General features: G+C 52.1%; 18 protein-coding genes. 4 read left to right on the top strand and 14 right to left on the bottom strand.

Going from position 1 to position 19,541, the window contains the following annotated elements; genetic code table 11:
* Window positions 1-19: 19 nt before the first annotated feature.
* The 4 genes from ACFMKP_RS18480 to infC form a co-directional block, all read right to left on the bottom strand.
* Window positions 20-805 carry a TrmH family RNA methyltransferase gene (locus ACFMKP_RS18480; RefSeq protein WP_382293919.1) on the bottom strand — a complete coding sequence of 262 codons (786 nt, stop codon included), beginning with the start codon at window positions 803-805 and terminating at the stop codon, window positions 20-22.
* An 18-nt stretch (window positions 806-823) separates the two neighbouring features.
* The gene (gene rplT, locus ACFMKP_RS18475; protein WP_110513824.1) at window positions 824-1,180 is read right to left on the bottom strand and encodes a 50S ribosomal protein L20; all 357 of its coding nucleotides are present in this window, start codon (window positions 1,178-1,180) and stop codon (window positions 824-826) included.
* A gap of 113 nt (window positions 1,181-1,293) precedes the next feature.
* Window positions 1,294-1,497, bottom strand: a complete 204-nt coding sequence (rpmI, locus tag ACFMKP_RS18470; RefSeq protein ID WP_054535718.1) for a 50S ribosomal protein L35 — start codon at window positions 1,495-1,497, stop codon at window positions 1,294-1,296.
* On the bottom strand, window positions 1,466-2,044 hold the full coding sequence (gene infC, locus ACFMKP_RS18465; RefSeq protein WP_382293916.1) for a translation initiation factor IF-3: 579 nt from the start codon (window positions 2,042-2,044) through the stop codon (window positions 1,466-1,468). The genes rpmI and infC overlap by 32 nt, the downstream gene beginning before the upstream one ends.
* Before the next feature lie 256 nt (window positions 2,045-2,300).
* Between infC and ACFMKP_RS18460 the strand changes: the two genes are divergently transcribed.
* Complete coding sequence (locus ACFMKP_RS18460) at window positions 2,301-2,717, top strand: RusA family crossover junction endodeoxyribonuclease (protein ID WP_382293914.1); 417 nt, start codon at window positions 2,301-2,303, stop codon at window positions 2,715-2,717.
* A 59-nt stretch (window positions 2,718-2,776) separates the two neighbouring features.
* Here ACFMKP_RS18460 and ACFMKP_RS18455 read toward each other — a convergent pair whose 3' ends face one another.
* From ACFMKP_RS18455 to ACFMKP_RS18410, 10 genes are all read right to left on the bottom strand, one after another.
* Complete coding sequence (locus tag ACFMKP_RS18455; RefSeq protein WP_382293912.1) at window positions 2,777-5,224, bottom strand: hypothetical protein; 2,448 nt, start codon at window positions 5,222-5,224, stop codon at window positions 2,777-2,779.
* Window positions 5,225-5,254: 30 nt separating this feature from the next.
* Window positions 5,255-6,136 carry a sortase gene (locus tag ACFMKP_RS18450; RefSeq protein WP_382293910.1) on the bottom strand — a complete coding sequence of 294 codons (882 nt, stop codon included), beginning with the start codon at window positions 6,134-6,136 and terminating at the stop codon, window positions 5,255-5,257.
* 140 nt (window positions 6,137-6,276) lie between these two features.
* Window positions 6,277-9,384: a C25 family cysteine peptidase gene (locus ACFMKP_RS18445; protein ID WP_382293908.1), complete on the bottom strand. Its 3,108-nt coding sequence runs from the start codon at window positions 9,382-9,384 to the stop codon at window positions 6,277-6,279.
* A complete protein-coding gene (locus tag ACFMKP_RS18440; protein WP_382293906.1) occupies window positions 9,333-9,779 on the bottom strand; it encodes a hypothetical protein in 447 nt (148 codons plus the stop codon). Before ACFMKP_RS18440 ends, ACFMKP_RS18445 begins: the two co-directional genes overlap by 52 nt.
* Complete coding sequence (locus tag ACFMKP_RS18435) at window positions 9,757-10,587, bottom strand: hypothetical protein (protein ID WP_382293904.1); 831 nt, start codon at window positions 10,585-10,587, stop codon at window positions 9,757-9,759. The genes ACFMKP_RS18440 and ACFMKP_RS18435 overlap by 23 nt, the downstream gene beginning before the upstream one ends.
* A gap of 15 nt (window positions 10,588-10,602) precedes the next feature.
* Window positions 10,603-10,773 carry a hypothetical protein gene (locus ACFMKP_RS18430; RefSeq protein WP_160319522.1) on the bottom strand — a complete coding sequence of 57 codons (171 nt, stop codon included), beginning with the start codon at window positions 10,771-10,773 and terminating at the stop codon, window positions 10,603-10,605.
* A gap of 21 nt (window positions 10,774-10,794) precedes the next feature.
* Window positions 10,795-11,910 (bottom strand): radical SAM protein, encoded by a 1,116-nt coding sequence (locus ACFMKP_RS18425; RefSeq protein WP_204753536.1) that lies wholly within the window; start codon window positions 11,908-11,910, stop codon window positions 10,795-10,797.
* A gap of 2 nt (window positions 11,911-11,912) precedes the next feature.
* Window positions 11,913-12,209, bottom strand: a complete 297-nt coding sequence (locus tag ACFMKP_RS18420) for a PqqD family protein (protein ID WP_110513817.1) — start codon at window positions 12,207-12,209, stop codon at window positions 11,913-11,915.
* Between the two features lie 110 nt (window positions 12,210-12,319).
* Complete coding sequence (locus ACFMKP_RS18415; protein WP_054535709.1) at window positions 12,320-12,979, bottom strand: response regulator transcription factor; 660 nt, start codon at window positions 12,977-12,979, stop codon at window positions 12,320-12,322.
* A 106-nt stretch (window positions 12,980-13,085) separates the two neighbouring features.
* Window positions 13,086-14,687, bottom strand: coding sequence for an ATP-binding protein (locus tag ACFMKP_RS18410; protein WP_204753537.1), 1,602 nt, complete (start codon window positions 14,685-14,687; stop codon window positions 13,086-13,088).
* A gap of 199 nt (window positions 14,688-14,886) precedes the next feature.
* On the opposite strand from ACFMKP_RS18410, the gene ACFMKP_RS18405 reads away from it, so the two are divergent.
* The 3 genes from ACFMKP_RS18405 (at window position 14,887) to ACFMKP_RS18395 (ending at window position 19,497) form a co-directional block, all read left to right on the top strand.
* The gene (locus ACFMKP_RS18405) at window positions 14,887-15,624 is read left to right on the top strand and encodes an RNA polymerase sigma factor (protein WP_382293900.1); all 738 of its coding nucleotides are present in this window, start codon (window positions 14,887-14,889) and stop codon (window positions 15,622-15,624) included.
* The gene (locus ACFMKP_RS18400) at window positions 15,624-16,412 is read left to right on the top strand and encodes an anti-sigma factor domain-containing protein (RefSeq protein WP_382293898.1); all 789 of its coding nucleotides are present in this window, start codon (window positions 15,624-15,626) and stop codon (window positions 16,410-16,412) included. The genes ACFMKP_RS18405 and ACFMKP_RS18400 overlap by 1 nt, the downstream gene beginning before the upstream one ends.
* Window positions 16,413-16,536: 124 nt before the next feature.
* Complete coding sequence (locus tag ACFMKP_RS18395) at window positions 16,537-19,497, top strand: S8 family serine peptidase (RefSeq protein WP_382293896.1); 2,961 nt, start codon at window positions 16,537-16,539, stop codon at window positions 19,495-19,497.
* Window positions 19,498-19,541: the final 44 nt, after the last annotated feature.

The following is a 19,541-nucleotide window of genomic DNA, read 5'->3' as shown; positions in this document are numbered from 1 at the left end:
GATTTTGACTTTTGACTTCTTACTTTGCTCGGCGTTGTCGGGCGGCTTCGAACAATAGCACACTGCCTGCAACCGCAGCATTCAACGATTCGAGCGCGCCAAGCATGGGGATGGTAATAGTGCTAGCATAGCTGAGGGTTGTGCTCGAAACGCCATTTGCTTCATTGCCAATAATCAACACACTTGGTTGGCGCAGATCAGCCTGATCATACGCCAGCGGCGAAGCTTGCACCGCGGCAAAGCGTTGCGGACAATGCGCAATCAAGGGCAAAGCATCTTCCCATTGCAGGCCATCGACGATGGGCAAGCGAAAGTGCACGCCCATACCCGAGCGCACAACCTTGGGACTCCACACATCGGCAGTGCCTTGCAAACACAGCACTTGGCCAACGCCAGCTGCTTCTGCTGAGCGCAACAACGTGCCAACATTGCCAGGATCTTGCACCCCATCGAGCATCACAATTAACGATGCTGGTTGGCTGCTGATTTGAGGCATTGGCACAGCAGCAATAATCCCTTGCGGCGTTTCAACATCGCTAATTCCAGCCAGAATTGCTGGAGTTGTTGCAAACGCATTGGGCAATAGAGCCAGCTGATCGAGCAATTGCTGACCGCGCTCAGTGCTTGCCAATTGCTCAGCCACATACAGCAGCACGCTTGGTTGGCCAACATGCAACGCTTCGGCGACTAAACGCACCCCTTCAACAACAAACCTGCGCTCATTGTGGCGATCCTTGCGGGAACGCACCAACGAGCGCAGGTATTTAACGTGATGATTGGCAGTGCTGGTAATGAGGTCGCTCACGCAGCACCGTGCCTTGAACTAGGCCAAAGCTTGCTTGGCTTGCGCGACAATTGCCGTGAAAGCGGCAGCATCGCGTACAGCCAAGTCGGCCAATTGGCGGCGATCGATTAAGATCCCAGCTTTGTTCAAGCCATTGATCAAGTTGCTATAGCTCAAACCGTTCAAGCGAGCAGCAGCGTTGATCCGCACGATCCACAAGCGTCGGAAATCGCGTTTGCGGTTGCGGCGGTCGCGGTAAGCATAGGCCAAGGCCTTCATCACGGCTTCGTGAGCGGTTTTATAGTTGTGTGAACGGCTGCCGCGGAAACCCTTGGCTTGATTCAAAAGCTTCTTGTGACGCTTGTGCGTCATAATGCCACGTTTGATACGTGCCATCGAGATACCTCCAAAGTGAGTACAGACAACGTGCTGGCGAGACGGTACAGGAGCATTGCAAGCTTGTAACCCTGATCCCGCTGCGAACCAGCACTCCTTTTCCGACGAACGAACTATTTCAGGCCGTAAGGCAATGAGCGTTGTAGACGTTTCACGTCTGATGGGCTCACTGGGAACATCTTATCGAGAGCCTGCTTGACCCGGGTTGATTTGCGGCGGCGGAAGTGGCTTTTGCCACCCTTGGTACGCATAATTTTACCGGTGCCAGTGATTTTGAAGCGGCGTTTAGCCTGCTTGTTGGTCTTCATCTTCGGCATCGAAATCAATATCTCCTAATGATGGTGATGGTGGAGCCGGTTTGTCGCTACGTTTCGCAGGTTGTTGCGTTTTGCTTGGTGATGGGGCCATGATCAACGAATAGGCCCGACCTTCGAGCGTGGGTTTTTGCTCAAGCACCCCATGATCACGTAAATCTTCAGCAATTTGCTCAAGCATATCGCGGCCAATTTCAGGGTGAGTGATTTCGCGCCCACGGAAACGTACCGAGAACTTCACTTTGTGCCCTTCTTCGAGGAAACGGCGAGCATTGTTCACCTTTACCTGCAAGTCATGGGTGTCGGTGCGCGGCTGCATGCGAATCTCTTTCAGTTCGACCTGTTTTTGATTCTTGCGGGCTTCGCGTTCTTTCTTGGTTTGCTCGTAGCGGTACTTGCCGTAATCCATGAGGCGGCAAACCGGCGGGCTAGCATTCGGGGCAACCTCAACCAAGTCGAGATCGCGGTCATGGGCCATGTCGAGCGCATCACGAGTCGTGATGATCCCAACTTGTTCCCCGTTTTCGTCGATCAGACGCACTTCGCGCACGCGAATCCGATTATTGATTCGTAGCTTGTCTCTGATAGGAGGCTCCTTCCAAAAAAGGACATCAAAACACAACAAAGCCCTAAACGCGACCTCATCAGCGTTAGGGTGTTGGCTCGCCAACTATAGCATAATCTTCGTCATAAGTCAAAGATTTTCTCGGTTCATCAGGTTAATCTTAATAAAATAACACAAATGTTTGGCAAGCCTGTGCTATACTAAACCAATTAGTTGCGACTGGCGCTGTCTGGAGGGGCATGTGGTTGTTCAATTTAGTTTGCCATTACCACCATCAATCAATAGCCAATATGTGACGGTTGGTAATCGCCGCGTCTTGAGCCGCGAAGCCCAAACCTTTAAACGCCAGGTCAAACGCCATTTGGCCATGCTCCAGCAACGTGATACCATCTCCGAGCAGTTTTTAGCCCTCGCCCAAAAAGGCTATTTGGCCTTGTTCCTCGATTTTTATTTTGAAACGCCGCTGCGCCGCGACCTTGATGGCGGCCTCAAAATTACCCAAGATAGTATCTGCACCAGCCTTGGGATTAACGATAATCGGGTTGTTGATATTCATCTGGTCAAACGCATCGATCCCTTGCATCCACGGCTCGAAGTTGAGCTAGAAGCCCTCAGCGATTGGCAATTTGAACACGATCGCAAAGTTCTCATCAAATAACGAAAAACAAAAACCCCGCTCGTGTGAGCGGGGTTTTTGCTAGCTTCAGAGGCTGCGAGTTAGATCCGGGTCATTTCGCGGCGAACCCGCACAATGTGAACTAACATCGTCATTGCAAAGAGCACAAAGCCGGTGGCTGGAATGCCCATGTTGGTAGCAGGATTGCTCGTGCCAACATCGGTTACTGTGCCACCATCGCTATTGCCTTGGCCACTACCAACGCCAGTATTTGGCGTGACAGTTGCTGGATTAGCGGTTGCCGCTCCGCCGGTGCCCGCGGTCGCATTTGGCACGGTTGTGGTGCTACCTGCTGGCGCTGCCCCAACCACCAAGACGCTCGAAATGTTCGAGTAGATTGGCTGAGCCAAACCAGTGAAGTTCAACTGGGCTTGGTTCACAATGCGGGTTTGCGCTGCCACACCATCTTTGATCTTGACTGGAATCATAATCGTCAAGGTTTGGCCAGCTGGCAAGACCCCTACGCGAACCGTAATTTGGTTGCCTTGTTGCTCAACGCGGGCATTTTGGTCGCTGACCTTGATTGGGCCATTGGTTTCCAAGTTGCTTGGCAATTGATCAACCACAACCACATCACGCATCGTCCCAGCATTCAACGAATTGGTTGGGCTGATGATCGTAATTGTGTAGACCAAGCTTTCGCCTGCGAAGCGGCTGCCCCAATCGCTCTTCTTCTGGAACTGCAAGCCAGTCACGATTGGATCAGTGACGAAGCCAGCAGGATTGGTTGGGGTTGCGGTTGCTGGCGCAGGTGCATTGGTTGGTTGGCTGCCAGCAGGTGCATTGGTGGCTGAAGCCACTGGTGCGCCTGGCCGTGGCGTTGCGGTTGGGTTACTACCGCCACCAGGCCGTGGCGTAGCCGAAGTTATTGGTGCGCCTGGCCGTGGCGTTGCGGTTGGGTTGCTTGGAGGAACAACCGTAGCAACTGGCACGTTGGTTGCTGGCACTGAAGTAATATCAGGCCGTGGGGTATTGCTTGGCTGATTTGGCTGTGGGGTATTGGTTGGTTGGTTTGGCCGTGGCGTATTGTTTGGCCGCGGCGTATTGTTTGGTCGGGTCGTAACCGGCACGCTCGTGTTGACAATCGGTGTAACTGGTGTGTTGACGATTGGCGTACCTGGCGTATTGACAATCGGTGTAACTGGTGTGTTAACAATCGGCGTAACTGGCGTGTTAACAATCGGTGTTACTGGCGTATTGACAATCGGCGTGACTGGCGTGCCATTGCCTGGCGTGTTAGTCACGATAATTGGTGTATTTGGCGTAGTCGTAATCACAATTGGGGTAAAGCTTGGGCCAGCAGTCCCAATGGTGGTCGTTGGCAAGGTATCCGGTACGATCACGGTGTCGCTTGCTTGCAACGTACGGTTAGCAGCTGAAGCGCTTGCCGTATTGACGATATTGGTGCCAGGCGCAACACTGGCATTAACTTGTACTTGGATGGTAACCACAATTGGATTACCAGCGGTCACGGTACCATTACAGTTGACCGTCGCGCCGCCAACACAGGTTGCTGAGCCAAGCGCTTGGACAGCGATAAAGGTTACTTGGCTTGGCAATTGGTCGCTAATCGTAACTGAGCGCGACGTTTGGCCATCACCATTATCTTGGAAACTTACCGTGATGATATAACTAAACGTCTCTCCAGGCTGAACGAGTGCCCGTGAACTACTCTTAGCCACGGCAATTGGTTCAGATGAAGGCAAGGTTGTTTCGGTTGCGGTTGCAGTTGTAATATCGGTTGGAACAGTTGCAATCGGTGTTTCTGGGGTAAGCGTAACGACACCAGTAATTGTACCAGTTGGGGTCAGTTCTGGCGGAATAGTATCAGTTGGAATAATAATTGACGTTGGCGTTACACATGGATCTGGCGTTTGCCCCAAAGGTCGGTGCAAACGGGTGCTCCCACCCATACCGCCTCGAATTGCCGTGGGGCTAACCACATTGGTTGCAGTTGGGCTAACCACCGTCGTGATCGTTGGCGTAACCACGCTGGTTGAGGTTGGCAACTCAGGCGTGTCGGTCACACTTGGCGTATCTGTTGGCAAACCAGGCGTGTCGGTCACACTTGGCGTATCCGTTGGCGAAATCACGCTCGTCGACGTTGGCGTATCAGTCACGCTTGGCGTATCCGTTGGAGTGCCTGGCGTGCCAGGTGTCGGATAGGTCGTTGCGGTCTCGGTTGGCGTGTTGGTTGGTTCTGCGGTTGGACAAGGTGTTACCAACGGCGTTTCAGTTGGCACCGGATAGGTCTGGGTAGCCGTTGCTGGCAGTGGGGTTAGCGGCGTAGGCTGCGACGTTGGCCGAGGCGTGGTTTGAGCCTGAGCATTAAATGGAAAAAGAGCACTGCTAATCGCGGCTAATAATGGCGTTGCCATCATAATGATGCTAACAACCAGCGCTGTTAACTCCCAGATTGTCCAGCGAACTTTACCTTTACCTCGTTCGCGGAGGGATGTCGGGCGTTGCCGACGAAAAAAAGATTTCATGCGAAACCCCTCGATCTATTGCCTCCGCAATTAAGAGGAGAGCGCTGCCTGATCAATCAGCCGAGCTTTGACAACCAACCGTTGGGTGTCCCAAGCAGTACACGTGATCATCGTGATCATTGCTTGCTCGGTTGGATACATCACTTCGACTTGGTTTGGCCAAACTTGTTGAATGGTTTGGACTTGATAGTGATAACGAGTATCAGCTGTTTCAACGTAAATATCGTGGCCCAACTGAAGTTCATTCAGTCGACCAAAAACACTGCCCCGAATGCCCGCATGGCCCGCAAAAACAGTGTTGCCCTTGCCCGGTAAGGCGGTGCCATGATGATAGCCTACCGCATAATCGGCAACTTCCCAAATTCCATCACGCAAAAAGACTTCGTGGATCGGACTATCGAGTTGCATTGTTGGCACGATAATCCGTTTTGGCACAAGACTCATGGGATCAGGCGTTGGGGTTGGCGTTGCAGGTTGTAAAATAAACGCCTGCGCAGGCTCAAGATAATCTGGGGCCGCAGCACTAATCGCTGGCGCAATCACTGGGAGTTGTTGCCCCAGAACCTGATCAAGCTCGGCGGCACTGGCTCCAGGTGCAAGTGCTTCCCAGACTGGGGCCGGAGCAGCTGGATTGCTGCGCGCATACCACCAATCGCGGCCATAGATATTGACCACCCAATAACCAAAGAAAACGATCACCCCAATGATTAACAAGCGTTCTGAGCGCACTAAAATAGCATCAAGCACCCCACGGAAACGGTACCCTTGAAGTGCAGTCTTACGCTCTTCTTTGAGCGAACGAAGTTGGGCAGGTCGATGCAATGACGAACGCACTGGTGGTGGTGCTGCCAGCAATTCTTGAAGCAAGCCCAAATCGTCGTGTGTCGAATCGATGGTTGGCGGTTGTACCACTACAAACTCGTACTCTATATGCTTCAATCATCCCTAGAATGGCGCAAATTATATAGCTCTCTTTACAATTGCGCAATAGGACTAAAAGGCTACAAATCACGCTAAAGCGATCGTTTAGCCCGTTATTGTCAAGCAAATTCTTAAGGCGCTGCGACGGTCAATGGTAGATAGAGCTGCGGCGCAATCGCGGTCACGCTTATTGTAACCGTTGTCGTCAAGCTTTGGTTTAGGCTCAAATTACGCACTTGGTAGCTGAATGAATCAAGCCCATTATAAACGGGATCAGGCGTATAGCGAATGCTTTGTTGATCAGCATCGAGCCATGCACGGCCATGTTGCGGCTGTTCAAAGCTAACAATTTGGCTAAAACTGGCATGATCATTCGCCAAGGGCGTGAGCCGATTGGCCTGCGAATATTGCAATACTTCAAAATAATCGGCGCTTGGTTGCCACGTATTGATCGTTGGCAACGGCACTCGCAGCGCCGGATCGCCAAAAAAGGTAAAGGTATCAAGCAAATCAGGCGAGATATTCGCCGCTGCTAAATCAAGCTTGCCTTGAATCGTCGCCGGCCCAATCAAACGCCAACCATCGTTGATAATAGCATTCACAAAGCCCCGATCAAGGTAATCGTGGCCATGAGCGATGCCTAAACCGCTGGCCGCCCACATGCCAACCGCACCCCGCTGCTGCTTCAAAAGCTGCATCTCAGCCAACGATTCGAGATCGTTTTGTTGATAATGGCCTGCATAGCAACTCAACGAAAGTACCAATGGTAAGGCTGTGTTATTCAAATTTGCCACCGATTGAGGATTAAAAATCGCTGGCTCAGCCCAAACATCAATCCCAGCATGGCCAACATAATTGACCAAAAATTGGCCACTATTGATCGCGTTGACAATCTCAGCCCGAAATTGGGTGAGATTGCTATTTGGCGTGTAATAGAGTAATTGCTGATCAATCGTCGCCGGCAAAATCTCCACAACTTCATTCGAAAGCCATGGAAAATCGCCTGATTGATCAGGATCATCGGCGATAAATAACAGATTATTCAGCCAGGGTGCATCGCTTGGCGTGGCTTCGTAGCTCAAAATTTTGTTAACTACATTCTCAACATCGCTCAGCGAACGCGCGGGAATGCGCCCCAAAAACAAATCAGGCAAATTATCGCTGCCAGCCACCGTTACATAGCGATTGTCGGCGGCAGTTTCGCGCAACCACGGGTCAACATCAGCCAAATAGGGCGGAATAAAATTGGTAATCGAATGGCCAATGCTATCGGCATAATCGTGCGGATCGGCAGTGCCATCGCCAACCAACAGCACGAAACTCGGCGCTGGAGCCTGCCAATTGGCATAGGCATATTTGATAAAATCGGCAATCGCTTGCTGATCAACCCGCCCATCGCCAAATTGATCGTAAATCTGTTGCACATCGATTAACAATGGCTTGAAGCCTTGGCTCGCTCGTTGAGCCAGCAACGGTTGCAGGGCGTTGCTCCAACTATTGGAACTAGCAGGATTGTAGCTAATCACCAAATAATCTGCTTGTTGGCTGACCGCACTCAGATCGGGCTGGCTGAACCATGTGCTGCTCAAAGGCGTTTGGCGTTGGCTTTGCACCAGATAGCGCCGATTGCCTGTTGTTTGCCAGCTCAATTGGCCTTGCTGCAAATTCCAGCCAATCAAACGGCGCGGCGCAAAGGGCGTTTGCACATCAAATAGCAAGGGATTTTCACTGCTAATGTTGCTGATCGTTTGGTTTGGCTGGGTGCTTGACCACTGCAATTCGCCAGCAACCGCCTGCAATTGGCGCTGATAATCAAGCTCAACCCAATCGAGAAAGCTGGTTTCGCGCTCGTTGCCAATTGGTACAATCGTCAATTGGTTGGTTGGGCTGAGCCAGCCGCTTGGCACGTTAATCGTTGGCTCAAGCAATTGAAAACCGGTCATGGTGACGGTGGTCAGCAAACGATTATTCAGCCGAATTTCGGCCTGATGCTGATTACCAAGCTTGCCACCATGCAAGCGCAAGCGCAAACGGGCTGGCTGATAAAAACGGGTCGCACTATCAAGATTCCAATTGATCTGCAATGGTTGGGCAGTTTGGCCAGCGCCCGGGCTATACCAATATTGCCACCACCAACGGTTTGTGCCGCTCGCAGGAAAGGCACTCAAATAGAGTTTTTGTTCTTCCAAACGCAGGATTTCGTTGTAGTAATTGAGGCTTGGGCTAGCCGAATTAACTGATTCGCTGATCAACACAGTACCTGCTTGTTGCGAATTCCAGCGCACAATCACGCTGCCTTCATGGCTTTGATCGCGATTGTAGGGCGGGAGATAAAACACCATGCCAGTGGCGGTAAGCAACCGTGGCAGTTGCTGGCGACCCTGCCAAAGCTGCAAATTGGCTGCTTGATTGATCCATTGGCTTGGCACACCTGCCGCCTGCAAATCGCTCCAGCGAATTTCGCTAATGCCAGGTTTGGCAAAACGCACCCGCAAGCCAGTGGTCAAAGGCACGCTGCTCGCCAGTTGGGTTTTTAAGCTAGGTTCTGTAAGATCGCTGGGGTTAAGCACTTGTTGGCGCAGCAATTCATTCCACAATGGATCAGGCCGCAGCTTGCGCTGCGTGGAATCAGCCACAAATTCGAGGCTAATATCAATTGAGCTTGGCACAAGCAGTTGCTGCTTGGCTGGTTGCCATTGCGCGCCAAAAATCGTCAAGGGTACGAGTTGTTGCTCGCGCACTTGGACAGCTTGACCAAGGCTGGCCCACGCCGCTGGATACTGCGCTTGTTTGACCGCAGTGCTTGGGCTGCTGGTCGCGATGGCCTTGCTTGGCTGCAATGGGTCAACCTGCCAACCACTGGTCGGATTAAGTTGCAGTTGCTGGCGATAGGATTGCAGATCGTTGGCGACAACCGATCTGAGCTGCAAGCGATAGCCAGTTGGCACAACCAACCAGTGGGCTGAACGCGGCAAGGCTGGTTGGTCGGCGCTGGCATCATTCTGCCAGCCAGCCAACTTAATCGCATTGGCGTGCAAGTTTGGTTTTGGCAATTGAAGATTAATCTGCAAATGCTGGCCATGGCGTTGGAGCGTCAGCGGAGCGGGAGCAATCTGGGCCACCACTGGCTGACGAATCAACAACATCGACATCACTAAACAGCCAATTAACCAACGCTGGAGCATAATTACCTCAGATAGTTCGGTTTGATCAACCAACGCCGCGCATGGCGCAGCCACGCCAGAAGCCATTGAGCGCAACGCCCAAGCCGATTGAGCTTCAAATGCTGGGTTGGCGTTTGCCAAGCAACAGCTTGGGCCACAATTGTCGAGCGCTCGATCCAGCCATCGAAATAGGGGCACGCATCGCCAGCAATCAGATAGCGCTGTTGTTTGCGCCAAAGCACCCGATGCATAACCACGCGTTGCCCAACATCAACCAAAACCACGCTGCCCAAGCCGATAGTTGCTGGCAAATCAGCAATCGTCACCAAAGTTTGGTCGGGCAGGATTGGCTGCATACTGCGGCCCGCCACTTGGAGCTGTAGGCTGCCACCTGCCTGCACAACCAACTGGGCCAAGTCGTAGCCCTCGGCGGCGCTGAGCACCCGTTCAGCCAAGGAGTTGGCGCACATAGCTAATTACCTCAGAATCGGGCACAAACGCCAAGTGCCATTGGTCCACTTTGCTGGTAGCATAATCGGCAAGCTCCAAGGCTTGGTCAAGGGCAATTGGATTCCACAAGGGCAGAAATTGCTCGGGCAGCCAATAGCGCAAGGCTTGGGCGCTGCTCAAACGAGTGGCGTGGTTGGTTTGGCCATGGCTGGGGTAGCAAATTGCCCGCACTGGGGCGGCTTGGGCCGCGATCAAACCAGCGCTGCTATACCATGGCGTGCCATAGGCCCAAAGCTGGTCGACATGCCAACGCACAATCACCCGATCATCACTCAAAATGCTGGCTCCCGCACTATGCCATAAGCGCGCTGAGGTTGATTTGCCCACGCCTGGCGGGCCAACCAACAGCAAGCCTTGGCCTGTATCGACCACGCCACAGGCATGCAACAAACTACCTTGATGCGCACTCAGCCATTCAATTAAGATCAACTGCAAGCCTGGATAATCAAACAACACTTCGGCGGCGCTAATACTTGGATCATGGCTGAGCAACCACGTATCAGCGGCGGTTTGTTGCAGCACCCACAATGGCTCGGCATGAGTTGGCGGGTGGCCGACGATACTGCGAATATGCTCGTGCTGCCAGAGCGACCAAACCTGATCGGCCTGAAAAAGCCGCTGACCAAGCGGGTAGCGGTCAGCGGCAGCACAGATGTGAATCTGAAGATCGGCGGTTGAAGCATTGATTTGAAATTGCTGGTCGACCATGGCTGGCCACGCTGGCAGATCAAGCGCGATTCGACAACCGCCAATGGAAAGCATTACCATCGCAAAAAAGAACGCTTAACTAAAACAGGGCGTAATTTTACAGTTTGCGCCCGAGGTGGCGCTGCTGGTCGTGCGGCACACCGCCAACACATCTTCTTTAATCCGCAAGCCAACCGTTTCGATCGTTGGTTTGACATAGGCTTTGCGGGGCTTGCGTTCTGGCTTGGTCGATGATTGTTGTGCCATGAGACATCCTCCGGTGCGCGGTTAGCGAACCTCTAGACAAATTGCATTATTGATCCAACGGTCGGCATTTTCAGCAAACGCTGAAACCCGCGCCTTCGTACTATCACACACCCAATCGATTGGGCGATTTTCCAAGCTGTTACGCTCTAAGGTCGACCAACCTGGACAATTGGTACAGACCAGTGACATTTCGCAGGAGTGGCAGGCAGTGGCTTCGGTGTTGCGGGTTTCGCGTACTTCAGCCAAATAGCCATCCCACACATCCATAAAATTGGTTGCCCGCCAATCGACAGCGCGCGTGCGGGTAATCATACACGGGCTGACCATGCCATAGGCATCGACATGGCCCGATTTATTGGCAGCGCCACAGGTGAAGGTTTTTTCGCCGCCCTTCATTTGGTAGCCCAAAAAGCCGTTGCAATAATCTTGCCATTCCTCAACCCGCTGCGGATCAAGTTTTTCGATGGCGATTAATTCTTCTGGACTAAGCCGTAATGTGGTGGGAAAGCGATCGCCGTTTAGGCGTGGGTGAATCATGCCATCGTAGCGAAAATCCCAGCCATAGTGCTCAGCCACAGCTTTCATGGCCAAAAATTCGTGTGAATTAATATTGAGCAACACGGTTTTGAGCACCACATCAAGCTCATATTCGGCCAGCAGCGCCAAGCCTTGCATACATTTGGCAAACGAGCCAGGCACACGAGTCACGGTTTCGTAGGTTTCGGCGGTTGCGCCATAGAGCGTCACTTCGACCAAATGTGGCTTGTAGTTGCTCAAAAATTCGGCCCGTTGGCGGGTAACCATGGTGGCATTGGTGTAAATCGAAATTACAAAGCCAAGGTTGCGAGCATAAAGATATAACTCTTCAAAATCGCGGCGCACCATAATTTCGCCACCAGTGAGCAGCAGCCACAGCGTGCCAGCCGCCGCCATCTCATCGAGCAGGCGTTTGCATTCCTCGGTTGAAAGCTCGCGTTGGCGGGCAGCTTGATGATTGACTGGCAAGTTGATATAGCAATGTTGGCAATTTAAGTTACAGCGCTCGGTCAACTCAAACGACATCGAAACTGGCACGCGCCCCAAGGCAGATAATCGGACATTGAACGCCGCATCGTTGGTTTCTGCACATAATTCCATGCTTAGGCAACCTCCTGAATAACGGCGGCCTCAAGCATCGATTCCAACAACGGAATCAGATCGTCTTGGGCGGCGCGCGGTTCAACATCGTATTCGGCACACACATGCTCGATCAATTCGGCCAGACTTTGGGGCGTTGCCAAAGCCTGCCAAACCAGCGCGGCGGTTTCGTTAAGCGCAAAAATAGCATTGAGGGCGGCGGTGTTTGGTCGTACAGGAACCAACACCGTTTCACTCCCAATGCTACGGGTAACAATCGCCGGATCACGGACAAATCGTTGTGGAGCGTGCTCATTCATAAGTGTCTACTCAAACCACAAGGGTTAGCAATTGCAATGATTTTCATCTTAGCATGAACTGATCTCCACGTCCAAGCCCTGTTATATCCCTCGATTGTGGGACTTTTAGTTTAGACTTGCGGTGGCGCGAGCCGAGCTTGCACCGCAAATAAGCGCAATTCAGCTTTATTCCCCAACCCTAATTTGCTATAAATATTGCGTAGATGGGTTTTGATTGTTTCTTCGCTGAGAATTAATTGCTGGGCAATATCGCTGTTGCGGCGGCCTTCGGCGGCCAAGAAAAAGACTTGGCGTTCGCGCTCGGTTAGGGCGTTCAAGGCATCGTTGGTTTTGGTCGAGACGGTTGGCTGTGGGCCTTCCAACAGTTGACGCACAACTTTTTGGGCAATCGGGCCAGCCAAAACAGTTTCGCCTTGGGCAACCGCACTAATATGGCTAATCAAGCGCGAAGGATCTTCGGTTTTGAGCACATAGCCAGCAGCCCCAGCGGCCAACGATTGGCGAATCACATCATTGGTATCGTTGGCGGTCAGCATCAAAACTCGCGTGCGTGGCGATGCTTCAACAATTGTGCGACACACTTCATAGCCAGGCATATCAGGCAAGCTAACATCGAGTAGCGCTACATCAACAAATTGATCTTTCGCCACTACCGCAGCGTCGCGCCCATGCCCAAGCACGCCAACAACTTCCATCTCATCGTGGGTTTCGAGCAGGGCACGTACCCCTTCACGAAACACTGGATGATCATCAACAATCAGGATCCGCATGGGGTACTCCTTCTTCAGAACAGATGCGAAAACAGGTAAAAAACAGACAATGCATATCCACTGTAGGGGTGAGAGTTTACGAACAGAATTACGATTAAGTGAGTATTCATGCGGTATGGCTATGTTGTTCTAAGGGCAACCAACAGGTGAATTGCGAACCTTGACCAACTGTGCTGGCGACCGAAATGGTGCCACCCATCAGGGCCAGCAACTCGCGAACAATGGCTAAACCTAAGCCGCTCCCACTCTCGGTTGGGTTACTACCGCGATAAAAACGTTCAAATAAGCGTTGTTGATGTTCGGCTGCGATGCCCGGCCCCGTATCAGCGACCGTAATAATTGTGCCCGCCTGCCCAGCTTGAATCTGGCGATCAACTGAGAGGGTGACAGTGCCACCATCGGGTGTAAATTTGAGCGCATTGCTCAGCAAGTTGACGACCACCCGCATAAATTGATCAGGCGCGAGCCATAGCGCAGGCAAATTGCTGGTGCATTCTTGAAAAATCAAGCGTTGTTCGCGCGCTTCGGCCAATGGGCGATAGGTTTGAGCCAAATTACGCAACAACTCGATAATATCCACCCACTCAGGATTGCTGTGCATCAAGCCACTATCCAAGCGGGTCAGCGTCAGCAAATCTTCGACGATGGCCTCCAAGCGCCCAGCCTCGCTTGCTATAGTTTCGAGATATTGGGGCAATTTGGTTTTAGCCTTAACTTGCTGGGCCAAGCGGGCATAGAGCTTAATGTTGGCCAACGGCGTGCGCAATTCATGCGAAGCATTGGCGACAAACTGGGTTTTAAGCCGATCATATTCCTTCAGCCGCGTAATATCGTGGAGTACAATCGTCCACCAATCTTCTTGCTCGCTGAAAATTGGAATATAGGCAATATGGATGCCCAGATCGGTGGTTGGATTTTGCTCAAGCACAATCTCATCGCGCACACTATCGCCGGTTTGTTGTGCTTGCTTAAAAAGTGCCAACACAAGCGGCGAAAGATCTTTGAGATGTTCGGGAACTGGCGGCGTAACTGCGAAAAAAGCCAGCGCTTGGGGATTGACAAAGTGGATGCGGCCATCGCCATCGACCAAAATCAAGCCTTCTTCCATGGCGGTGAAGGCTCCCTCGAATTTGCGGCGCTCATCATTAATATCAGCAATGAGCTGGGCATTTTCAATCGCCATGGCTGCATGTTGCGCAATCACATTCAGCAGCGCCTCATCATCCATGGTAAAAAAGCCAATTTCGGGATGCACCAAGGTCAGCACGCCGCGCACCCGTCGCCCGCGCAACAGTGGCACGCAAAGCACCGAACGCACATCCAAGGTATCGCTAGGATAATCGATCCAGCGTTCGTCGAGGTTGGTATCGGCAATTAAGGCGCTTTGGCGGTGTTTCAATACCCAACTCGCCAAGCCTTCGCGCAGAATACGGTTGGTAAAAGGGGTTAAGCGCGCTTGTTGAAAACGCTCGGAGAGCAAATGCATTTGCACTTCGTCGTGCTCGCCATATAAAAAGATGCTGCCACGCACCGCGTTGGTAAAGCGAGTGGTGGCCGAAAGCACATGCTGCAAAACATTCGGCAAACTTAACATCGTCGCAAACTGTTGAGCGAGGCTATAGAGCAACTGCAACCGTTCATACTCGGTTCGCAAACGCTGATATGAATCTTCGGGGCTTGGCACCGGACTAGCTTCATTCGCGGCCATAGGATACTCCACAGCTATGCGGCTTATGCTAAAAATTATAACACCGAGTTTCAAGCCACAAGGGGAGCCGAAAATCGCCTCATGGACTGATTAATGAGTATGATACAATGATTCACGATGAAACCAAATGCTGCTGAGTACCAATTCCAGATTTTCGTGTTTAATGCTGTGTGTACTCATCACTCACATTGAGGTACTGATGGTATTTGCACGACCAAACATTCGTTTAGGCACGGTTAAAGCTAGCTCCAAGCCACCATGGTTTGCCCAAATGCTCAATCGTTTTGGCTTGTGGTGGGCTGCTTCAACCATCCGTTCAGACTCATCGGACGTAGTGCCTGTTAACGATAATCAACGCCCAATGCCAGGTGATCCATTGGGCGATAACGTGCTGATTCGACGGATTGCCCAAGGCGATGAGCAAGCATTATCGCAGCTCTACGACCGCTACGCTGCTACCGTAATGGGGATTGCCCTCAAAATCGTGCGTCAACGCGAGATCGCCGAGGAAATTACCCAAGAGGCTTTTTGGCGGGTTTGGCAACGAGCGAGTACCTTTGATAATAGCCGTGGCAATTGTGCCCCATGGCTCTTTGGAATCGCCCGCAACCTGAGCATTGACGAACTGCGGCGACGAGCAGCGCGGCCTCAAGCTGCCTACGAAGATCCAGAGCGACCATTGCTTGAGTCGATTGCCGACGATGCTGATATTGAAGAAGTCGTTTGGCTTGGCGAACAACGCTCAGTCGTGCGTTCAGCTATGCAGGCGCTTTCCGCCGAACAACGCGAGGCCTTGGAGTTGGCCTATTTCAGTGGGCTGACCCAGCGCGAAATTGCCGATAAACTAGGCAATCCATTAGGCACGATTAAAACCCGTGTCCGGCTTGGCCTATTGAAACTGCGCGATCTTTTGGGTACACATCAGTGGAACGAATAATGGATACACAATTAGAAGAACTCTTGATTGGGTATGCGCTTGGCATTTTGAGTGCCGACGAGCAACAATCGGTCGAAATTCAAATCGCGAATAATCCACTGCTGCGCACAAAAATTCAGCAGTTGCAACGGACTGTTCATCAGTTGGCCTTGGCTGCGCCGAAAGTGCAACCAACCCCGCTGGTTAAGCAACAGTTGTTGGCTCGTGCGCGGGCCAGCAAGCAAACCAGCCCAATCACTCGTCCAACAGCCCGAAAGCTTTCGCTGGCATGGGCGCTCACCTTGGCGCTTTTGGTCGCCTTGGGTGGCTGGAATATTGGCCTGCGCAGCGAAAATAATCAATTACGCTCCGATGTTGCTGGGCTTGAACGCGAAGTTGCCGACGCGCGGATTCGGCGGGTACAAGCAGATGAACGGATTGCCAAAGCAGAACAAGCGGTTTCATTTGTCGTCGCCCAAACTACCACCTCGCGCCAATTGGCTGGCACTGAACAATCGCCGACAGCAGTTGGCACAATGTATATGCAACCAGGCAATCAAACTGCCGTCTTAGTGGTCGATGGGCTGCAACCGTTGCCTGAAGGTCAGGTTTATCAGTTTTGGTTGGCCCGAGCTGGGCAAGAGCCAATTCCCAGTGATCAATTTTCGGTCAGCACCAATGGCCATGCGCAATTGGTCATCACTGCCGATAGCCAGGTTAACGATTTTCAACAAGTAATGGTCACAATTGAAGTTGCTGGCGGAGCACAAACCGTTCCAGGAACCACCGTTTTGGCAGGTAACCTCTAAAATTGACCCAGCCATGCTCAATTTGGGGGTGGCTGGCCGCCGAAAAATAGGCCTATTGGCAAACTAGCTGCATCGCTTAATTCATGGTTTAATCATGGCTATGCTGTAACTGTGAGGTGGTGCTATGTGGCAAGTTTTATCAATTGGCCTGCTCATTTTCAGTCTTTTGCCCTCGGTCAGTGCCCAAACAACCCAACCTGTTCAATTTATTGTGCCGATTGCCAGCGTAACCAACAGTGGGCTAAACTTCGATAATCGTGGTCAGCCGCAACGCACAATTAAGCTCTATGAGGCGTGGCCCGCCAGTCACTCGCAACGCCAGCCAAACCCGGCGTTGCGGGTGCATGTCCCCAGCTTTGCGCAGAAAATCGACCCTAATTTACTGAGCAACTGGCGCAAAGCCGCCAATCAACCGCAAACAATGCTCGTGTTTTTGGCCGATCAAGCAGATCTCAGCCAAGCTAGCGCCATCAGCGATTGGGCTGAACGTGGCGATTATGTCTACAAAACACTAACTGAGCATGCTCAACAGACCCAAGCACCATTAATTGATAAGCTACGCAGCCAAGGCGTAACGGTTCAATCGCTGTGGATTGTCAATAGCTTGATTATTGAAGGCGATCAGCAATTGGCCTTGGATTTGGCTCAGCAACCTGTGATTGCTAGCATTGCAGCCAATCAAACATGGAATAATCCCCATTTAACCGCAACCCCAGCGACCGCTCCAGAGAATTTCGCGTGGGGTCTAACAGCAGTCAATGCGCCGCAAGTTTGGGGCGATTGGGGTGTGCGCGGCCAAGGGATTGTGGTTGCCAATATTGATACCGGCGTAACCGTCAGCCATACCGCCTTGCTCAAAAATTATCGCGGCTGGTCGGCCAATGGTTTGAGCAACGATTACAATTGGTTTGATCCAACGTATCAATATCGTTTGCCGACTGATCCTGCTGGCCATGGCACGCATACCATGGGCACGTTGGCAGGGACCAATGATCGTCAAGGCATGGCCTTGGGGGTTGCACCAGCTGCCCGCTGGATTGCCGCCAGAGCATGTGATTCGTGGGCATGCAACGAAGCAGCGTTGATGCGTAGCGCCCAATGGATGCTGGCTCCAACTAGGGTTGGTTGCGAACGTAATCAGCAGATTGCTTGCGATCCGCGCCCAGATTTGCGGCCCCATATCATTAACAATTCATGGGGCGGCTCCGGTGAGAGCACTTGGTACAGTGGCTACATCAGCGCATGGGATGCAGCTGGAATTATGAGCGTCTTTGCTGCCGGCAATTTGGGTAGTGATGGCTGTCGCACCAGCGCAACCCCAGGCAATAATCCCAATGTATTTAGCGTCGGAGCTGTCGATAGCAATAACCTAATCGCCGATTTCTCTTCACGCGGCCCAACCAGTGATGGCCGTACCAATCCCGATTTGAGCGGGCCTGGCGTGCGGGTGCCTTCGGCATGGCCCGATGGCTCAACTGCATTCATGAATGGAACATCGATGGCCGCGCCACATGTCAGTGGCATTGCGGCCCTGATTTGGTCGGCCAACCCGCAATACATTGGCAATTTAGCTGCAACCCAGGCCTTATTAACTGATACGACCGTGCCACGCTATTCAGCTCAATGTGGCGATTCGGCCACAGCTCGCCCGAATAATGTCTATGGTTGGGGCAGCGTCGATGCCTATGCTGCGGTCAGCGCTGCGCGGGTTGATGTGGCATGGCTCAATCTTCCAGAGCAATTGGTGGTTCCCGCCAACGCCCAAATAACAATTCCAATTACCTTAGATAGCCGCCAAGTGAGCGTGGCAGGAACCTATCGGGCCAATGTGCTGATTGTCGCAGGTGCAAGCACATCAACTATTGAGCTAGAGTTAGTGGTCCAAGCAGCGCCCAACACCAGCCAATTTACTGGCCAGCTAGTCGATTTTTGGCATGGGCGCGGGGTTTATGGGCGGGTCAGCGTTGGCAATGGCCCTTCAGTTTACACTGATCAGTCTGGGCGTTACACGATGACGCTAACAATTGATAACCATCAACTCAACGCCCAAGCCAATGGCTACCATCCAAACAGCGCCAGCGTTGATCTGGCGCTGCAAACCACCAAACTTGTGACAATGACCCCTGATATTCCCCATGTGCAAGCTGAAATTCCAGTTATTAGCACAACCCTCAACTTTGCCGAGCAACGCACAATTCCGATCACCCTTAGCAATCTTGGCACACAACCCTTGACGATTCAGCCCCAGATTCCTAATCAAGATTGGCAAATTACGCCAGCGCCAAGCGTTGCGTTATACGCTACGAGCGGCTTGGCTGAGCTAAAACTCAAGGACGACCAAATTTATACCGATGCATTGGATTTGGGCTTTCATGCACCTTTATTTGGGAGGTTAGCCAACAAACTCTACCTTAGCTCAAACGGCTGGGTTTCGTTGAATCAGACTGGGTTTTCAGCGCCCAGTTCTAACTGTTTTCCGGCCAACAATCTGCCGAATGCCACCTTTGCTGCCTTCTGGACTGATCTTGACCCTTCGAAGGGTGGGATTATTCGGGCTGGCAACCTCGATCCTGACACCTTTGTGGCCAGCTTTGAAAACGTGCCACTTTGGCAAGATGAGAATAGTGTTACGCCGGCTCCAACCTATAGCTTTCAAATCATTATTAAGCGCAGTGGGTTGGTGGAGTATCGTTATGCATCAATGGATTCAGTGCCCAGCAAGTGGGGAATTGGCACGCATAGCACGACGAGTTTGGCGCAGGCCATCGGTTGTCATCAAAGCCATGAATATCTGACGACCCAAAATTGGCACTTACGCAATCAGCCAACGAGTGCGCAATGGCTAAGTGTGCAGCCAAGCAGTTTGACGATTGCGCCCAATCAACAGGCGATTATGCAGGTTCAGCTCAAAGGTTTTGGCGCAATGGCATGGTTGCAGCATCCAGCACTTGGCGTTGTTCGGCTCAACACCAATGATCCGCGCCAAGCACAAATTGCTGTTTCAGCCCATGTGGGCCTGCAAATGGCACCTTATCAAACCTACGCCAATACGATTGTAATTAGTAACCCGTTGGCCGATCCATAGGCGCAAGTTGGCGTAAATCAAGGGTTGCATTTGGCTAAGCCAGC

Source organism: Herpetosiphon sp. NSE202 (genome assembly GCF_042688385.1).
Lineage (GTDB): Bacteria > Chloroflexota > Chloroflexia > Chloroflexales > Herpetosiphonaceae > Herpetosiphon.
This window is presented reverse-complemented; position numbering and strand designations above follow the sequence as displayed.

Excerpts from the sequence above, each read along its gene's own strand:
- ACFMKP_RS18430 (WP_160319522.1), bottom strand. The coding sequence starts at position 10,773 with ATGGCACAACAATCATCGACCAAGCCAGAACGCAAGCCCCGCAAAGCC.
- ACFMKP_RS18455 (WP_382293912.1), bottom strand. The coding sequence starts at position 5,224 with ATGAAATCTTTTTTTCGTCGGCAACGCCCGACATCCCTCCGCGAACGA.
- ACFMKP_RS18440 (WP_382293906.1), bottom strand. The coding sequence starts at position 9,779 with ATGTGCGCCAACTCCTTGGCTGAACGGGTGCTCAGCGCCGCCGAGGGC.
- ACFMKP_RS18395 (WP_382293896.1), top strand. The coding sequence starts at position 16,537 with ATGTGGCAAGTTTTATCAATTGGCCTGCTCATTTTCAGTCTTTTGCCC.
- ACFMKP_RS18435 (WP_382293904.1), bottom strand. The coding sequence starts at position 10,587 with ATGGTAATGCTTTCCATTGGCGGTTGTCGAATCGCGCTTGATCTGCCA.
- ACFMKP_RS18420 (WP_110513817.1), bottom strand. The coding sequence starts at position 12,209 with ATGAATGAGCACGCTCCACAACGATTTGTCCGTGATCCGGCGATTGTT.
- ACFMKP_RS18405 (WP_382293900.1), top strand. The coding sequence starts at position 14,887 with ATGGTATTTGCACGACCAAACATTCGTTTAGGCACGGTTAAAGCTAGC.
- ACFMKP_RS18400 (WP_382293898.1), top strand. The coding sequence starts at position 15,624 with ATGGATACACAATTAGAAGAACTCTTGATTGGGTATGCGCTTGGCATT.
- ACFMKP_RS18415 (WP_054535709.1), bottom strand. The coding sequence starts at position 12,979 with ATGCGGATCCTGATTGTTGATGATCATCCAGTGTTTCGTGAAGGGGTA.
- rpmI (WP_054535718.1), bottom strand. The coding sequence starts at position 1,497 with ATGCCGAAGATGAAGACCAACAAGCAGGCTAAACGCCGCTTCAAAATC.
- ACFMKP_RS18410 (WP_204753537.1), bottom strand. The coding sequence starts at position 14,687 with ATGGCCGCGAATGAAGCTAGTCCGGTGCCAAGCCCCGAAGATTCATAT.
- ACFMKP_RS18425 (WP_204753536.1), bottom strand. The coding sequence starts at position 11,910 with ATGGAATTATGTGCAGAAACCAACGATGCGGCGTTCAATGTCCGATTA.
- rplT (WP_110513824.1), bottom strand. The coding sequence starts at position 1,180 with ATGGCACGTATCAAACGTGGCATTATGACGCACAAGCGTCACAAGAAG.